The 6,031-nt window shown below is 72.5% G+C and carries 2 protein-coding genes and 1 pseudogene; all 3 read right to left on the bottom strand.

Annotated elements, in window-relative coordinates; genetic code table 11:
• Window positions 1-900 (bottom strand): annotated as a pseudogene (locus V7793_RS31795) (dTMP kinase); the annotation flags it as partial.
• A gap of 225 nt (window positions 901-1,125) precedes the next feature.
• A complete protein-coding gene (gene topA, locus V7793_RS31800) occupies window positions 1,126-3,987 on the bottom strand; it encodes a type I DNA topoisomerase (protein ID WP_336013132.1) in 2,862 nt (953 codons plus the stop codon).
• A 505-nt stretch (window positions 3,988-4,492) separates the two neighbouring features.
• Window positions 4,493-6,019, bottom strand: coding sequence for a DUF7059 domain-containing protein (locus V7793_RS31805; RefSeq protein ID WP_336013134.1), 1,527 nt, complete (start codon window positions 6,017-6,019; stop codon window positions 4,493-4,495).
• Between the last annotated feature and the right edge of the window lie 12 nt (window positions 6,020-6,031).

Raw genomic sequence — 6,031 nt, forward strand, 5'->3', positions numbered from 1 at the left:
GACGAGCACCGGGATGGCGCCCGTACGGCCGGTGTCCGGCGTCCGCCCGGCGTCCGGGCCCTGGGTGGTCCTGGGGCGGCGCAGGCCCTCCAGCGGGGAGCGCACGCGGGGCGACTTCGCGCTGGGCAGCGCCAGGAAGTAGAGGATGGCGGCCGAGGTGCCGAACAGCACGGCCGCGAGGAACGACCCGAGGGCCGCCTGGTGCTGGTGGAACCAGTCGATGCCGGCCCCGAGCAGGTTGCCGATCAGCGTGGCGGCGAGGAGCGCGGCGGCCGCGAGGGGCAGCGAGACGAAGCTCGTGCGCAGCGAGAGGCGCCGCAGTGCGTCGTAGTGGTCGGGCAGCGGGCGTACCGCTGAGCCTTCGAGGGGGGGCGCGGGCAGGAGTGCGGGGGCCGCGCCGTCCTTGACGACCGTCCACACGCGCTCGGCGACACCGATCACGAAGGCCGAGATCAGCAGGAAGGCGAGCGCACGGCTGCCGGTCCAGTCGAGCCACAGGGGCGCGACGACCAGCAGGCCGGCCCGGACCCCGTCCGCGCCGATCATGGTCCACCGGCGGTCGAGGGGACCGGCCGGGGCGATGAGCGAGGAGAGCGGGCCGAGCAGGACCGCGCCGAAGAGGAGGGTCGCCAGCAGGCGTGCCGCGAGGACCGCGGCGACGGCGAGGGCCGCGCCCCGGTAGCCGCCCCCGAAGGAGCCCTCCGCGACGGCCGCCTGCAGCGAGAGCAGCAGGAGCACGAGGAGGGCGAGGGAGTCTCCGACACCGCCGGCGAACTGGGCGTTCCACAGCCGCCGCAGCGGGGGGAAGCGCAGCAGGGACCGGACGGCACGCTCGCGGGAGTCCGCGGCTAGGGCGCCGGAGGTGGAGGTCACCACGGTTGGCTGCTCGGCTCGCGTCATCCTGCCAGCCTATCCGGCCTGTCCGGGCTTCCGCGCTTCTGCCCGAACATGCGCCCGAACGAATGGATGGCCCACCGACGCTGACGGACCCGGCCCGGCCCTCCCCCGGCGGCTGCCGGAAGAGGGCGGGTACGGACACGGACGAATGCGGACGAACTCGGATGGACGCAGACGGACACGGGCGGACGCCGCGCCGGGGCAGCGTCCGCCCGTGCCGTCAGCCGGTCACTCGTCGGCGGCCTGGGCGGCCGCGGCCACCTTCTTGGCGGCGGTCGTCTTCTTGGCGGCCGTCTTGGTGGCCGCCGTCTTCTTCGCGGTCGTCGTCTTCTTCGCCGCGGTCTTCTTGGCAGCCGTCTTCTTGGCGGCGGTCTTCTTCGCCGGCGCCTTCTTCGCGGCGGCCTTCTTGGCCGTCTTCTTCGCCGGGCCCTTGGCGCGCTTCTCCGCCAGGAGCTCGTAGCCGCGCTCGGGCGTGATCGTCTCGACGTCGTCGTCACGGCGCAGCGTGGCGTTGGTCTCGCCGTCCGTCACGTACGGGCCGAAGCGGCCGTCCTTGACCACGACCGGGCGCTCGCTGACCGGGTCGGTGCCCAGCTCCTTCAGCGGCGGCTTGGCCGCGGCGCGCCCGCGCTGCTTGGGCTGGGCGTAGATGGCGAGGGCCTCGTCCAGCGTGATGCTGAAGAGCTGGTCCTCGGTCTCCAGCGACCGCGAGTCGGTGCCCTTCTTCAGATACGGGCCGTAACGGCCGTTCTGCGCGGTGATCTCGACGCCCTCGGCGTCGGTGCCGACCACGCGCGGCAGCGACATCAGCCGGAGCGCGTCGTCGAGGGTGACCGTGTCCAGGGACATGGACTTGAAGAGCGAGGCGGTGCGCGGCTTGACCGCGTTCTTGCCGGTCTTCGGGGTGCCCTCGGGAAGGATCTCGGTGACGTAGGGGCCGTAGCGGCCGTCCTTGGCGACGATCTGGTGACCGGTGCCGGGGTCGGTGCCGAGCTCGAAGTCCCCGCTGGGCTTGGCGAGCAGCTCCTCGGCGTACTCGACGGTCAGCTCGTCGGGCGCGAGGTCGTCGGGGACGTCGGCCCGCTGGTGGCCCTCGGCATCCTTCTCGCCGCGCTCGACGTACGGGCCGTAGCGGCCGACGCGCAGCACGATGTCGTTGCCGACGGGGAAGGAGGACACCTCGCGGGCGTCGATCGCGCCGAGGTCGGTGACGAGCTCCTTGAGGCCGCCGAGGTGGTCGCCGTCGCCGTTGCCGGCCTCGGCGGCGCCGCCCGCGGCACCCTCGGTGCCCTCGCCGAAGTAGAAGCGGCGCAGCCACGGCACGGCCTGGGCCTCGCCGCGGGCGATGCGGTCGAGGTCCTCCTCCATGGAGGCGGTGAAGTCGTAGTCGACGAGCCGGCCGAAGTGCTTCTCCAGCAGGTTCACGACGGCGAAGCTCAGGAAGGACGGGACGAGGGCCGTGCCCTTCTTGAAGACGTAGCCGCGGTCGAGGATGGTGCCGATGATCGACGCGTAGGTCGACGGGCGGCCGATCTCCCGCTCCTCCAGCTCCTTGACCAGCGAGGCCTCGGTGTAGCGGGCGGGGGGCTTGGTGGCGTGGCCGTCGGCCGTGATCTCCTCGGCCGCCAGCGGGTCGCCCTCAGCGACCTGCGGGAGGCGGCGCTCGCGGTCGTCGAGCTCGGCGTTCGGGTCGTCCGCGCCCTCCACGTAGGCCTTCATGAAGCCGTGGAAGGTGATGGTCTTGCCGGAGGCGCTGAACTCGGCCTGCCGGCCGTCGCTCGCCAGGCCGCCGATCCTGACGGTGACCGAGTTGCCGGTCGCGTCCTTCATCTGGGAGGCGACGGTCCGCTTCCAGATCAGCTCGTAGAGGCGGAACTGGTCGCCGGTCAGGCCGGTCTCGGCGGGCGTGCGGAAACGATCACCCGAAGGCCGGATCGCCTCGTGCGCCTCCTGGGCGTTCTTGACCTTGCCGGCGTACGTGCGCGGCTTCTCCGGCAGGTAGTCGGCGCCGTAGAGCTGGGTGACCTGCGCACGGGCCGCGTTCACGGCGGTGTCGGACAGCGTCGTGGAGTCCGTACGCATATAGGTGATGAAGCCGTTCTCGTACAGCTTCTGGGCCACCTGCATGGTGGCCTTCGCGCCGAAGCCCAGCTTGCGCGAAGCCTCCTGCTGCAGCGTCGTCGTGCGGAACGGGGCGTACGGCGAGCGGCGGTACGGCTTGGACTCGACCGAGCGCACCGCGAACGAGGTGTCGGCGAGGGCCGCGGCCAGCGCGCGGGCGTTGGCCTCGTCCAGGTGGAGCACCTGGGCGGCGTCCTTCAGCCGGCCGTTCGAGCCGAAGTCGCGGCCCTGGGCCACGCGCCGGCCGTCGACCGAGGACAGGCGGGCGGTGAGGGTCGCGGGGTCGCTGTTGTCACCGGAGCGGCCGGTGCCGAAGGTGCCCGTGAGGTCCCAGTACTCGGCGGAGCGGAAGGCGATGCGCTCGCGCTCCCGCTCGACGACGAGGCGGGTGGCCACGGACTGCACACGGCCGGCCGACAGCCGCGGCATGACCTTCTTCCACAGGACCGGCGAGACCTCGTAGCCGTAGAGGCGGTCGAGGATGCGGCGGGTCTCCTGGGCGTCGACGAGCTTCTTGTTCAGCTCGCGCGGGCTGGCGACGGCGGCCTGGATCGCGTCCTTGGTGATCTCGTGGAAGACCATGCGGCGGACGGGGACCTTGGGCTTGAGGACTTCCTGCAGGTGCCAGGCGATGGCCTCGCCCTCGCGGTCCTCATCGGTGGCGAGGAAGAGCTCGTCGGACTCGGCCAGCAGCTCCTTGAGCTTCTTGACCTGGTCCTTCTTGTCGTGGTTCACGACGTAGATCGGCTGGAAGTCCTTCTCGACGTTGACGCCGAGGCGGGCCCAGGACTCGCCCTTGTACTTCGCCGGGACCTCGGCGGCCCCGTTCGGCAGGTCACGGATGTGCCCGACGCTCGCCTCGACGACGTATCCGGGGCCGAGGTAGCCCTTGATCGTCTTCGCCTTGGCAGGCGACTCGACGATGACGAGTCGGCGGCCGCCCTTTGCGGTCTCGCTGGTCGGGGACAACTTCGCTCTTCTTCCGGTCGGCACTCGGTGTGGGCGCTGCGGTGACGCTGCGGAGTGTGACGGTACATCCCGCCCCCGTGTCAAACGGAAAAAGCCCGCAACGCCACTCGAACGGTAACCCGATGTACGTTCTAACCAGCACGGTATCCAACATCACACTCTTAGGGTCGTAATGAAGGCTACGTCCACTCCGCCCCCGATGCCGCGCTTCACAGGGCCCTGGCCAAGGGTGTGACGGCGGAGGGCCGGACGGCGGGCCGCACGCCGCAAGGGCGCGGGCTTGGACCCGAAAGAGTCACGGAAGCCCCGGACGATCCTTGACATGGCCCTGCCCGAGATGTCGGACGCACATGCGTCCGTACGGACCCCGGGCAACAGGTTGTCCTGAAAACGATGTCCAGAATTGTGGCCCGCAAACACCGGCGGGGCGTGTGACCCGTCACGCGCCCCGCGGTGCGGCGGCCGCCCGCGGTGGCCGGGCGGCGGCCCTCCCCGCCGAGGGCGGCTATTCCGCCACAGGCGTCAGGAAGCCCTGCTCGACGAGCATCCTGATCGACTCCGGCGTCCGGTCCCGCAGCAGCACCGGGTCCTCTCCGATCAGCTGGGCGATGGCGTCGAGGATCCGCCCCGCGCTCAGGGAGCCGTCGCACACGCCCGCGAAGCCCGCGCCGACGGTGTCCACCTTGGTGGCCCGCCGCATGCCGCGGTTCTGGCGGAGCACCACGTGCTCGGGGTCCTCCGCGCCCGGCAGGCCGACCTGCTCCTGCACGACCTCGTCGGCCAGGGCGAAGCGCGCGGCGAGCAGCCCCGCGTCGTCGTGCGCGCGCAGGAAGTCCTGCCGGTCGAAGTGGGCGCGGACGGCCGGCCCGAGCGGCTGCTCGACCGGGTGCGGCCATTCCTCGGCGACGACCGACGGCCGGTCGGCACCCGACTTGCGCAGCGTGATCCAGCCAAATCCGATGCCCTTGGTCTTGCGGGCCTCGAACTCCTCCAGCCAGGCGTCGTAGCGGGCCGCGTACTCCTCCGGGCCGGCGCGGTGGTCGCCCGCGTCGCGCAGCCACAGCTCGGCGTACTGGGCGACGTCCTGCACCTCGCGCTGGACGATCCAGGCGTCGCAGCCGCGCGGCACCCAGGAGGAGAGCCGCTCGCGCCAGTCCTCGCCCTCCACGTGCTGCCAGTTGGCGAGCAGCTGGAGGTAGCCGCCGTCGTTGAGCCGGTCGGCCGACTGCTGGACGAGGGTGCGGCACAGGTCGTCGCCGCCCATGCCGCCGTCGCGGTAGGTCAGGCGGGCGCCGGGCGAGATGACGAACGGCGGGTTCGAGACGATCAGGTCGAAGGTGTCCTGGGCGACCGGCTCGAAGAGCGAGCCCTCGCGCAGGTCGGCCTCCGCGGCGCCGGACAGCTCCAGGGTGAGCCGCGTGATGTGCAGGGCGCGCGGGTTGAGGTCCGTCGCCGTCACCCGCGTGGCGTGCCCGCTCGCGTGCAGCGCCTGGATGCCGGAGCCCGTGCCCAGGTCGAGGGCGCTCGCGACGGGCGTGCGGACGGTGAGCCCGGCGAGGGTGGTCGAGGCGCCGCCGACGCCGAGGACGAGCTGCGAGCGGTCGACTCCCGAGGGGCCGGTCCCGCCCCCGGCGATGCCGCCGGCGCCGCCGACCGCGCAGCCGAGGTCGGAGACGATCCACCAGTCCTGCCCCTCCGGGCCGCCGTACGGGCGCACGTCCACGGTGGCGCGCACGGAGTCCCCGTCGCGGACGACCCAGCCACCGGCGAGGCAGTCGTCGACGGGCAGCGCGGCCGCGGCGCGCGCGTACGGAGCCGGGCGCTGCAGCAGGAAGAGCCGGACGAGCGTCTCCAGCGGGCTGTCGCCGCGCGTGGCGCGCAGGGCGGGCACCGTCTCGCTGCGGGCGAGCGCGGCGTAGGCGGGGGCGCCCAGCAGGTCGAGGAGGCCATCGGCGGTGAAGGCGGCGGCGAGCAGGGCGTCGCGCAGCCGGGAGGTGCGCGCGCGGTCGGCGGCGGGAAGGAGCGTACTCACGGGACCATTGTC

The sequence above is a fragment of the Streptomyces sp. KLMMK genome (genome assembly GCF_036961605.1).
In the GTDB taxonomy this organism is placed as follows: Bacteria; Actinomycetota; Actinomycetes; order Streptomycetales; family Streptomycetaceae; genus Streptomyces; species Streptomyces telluris.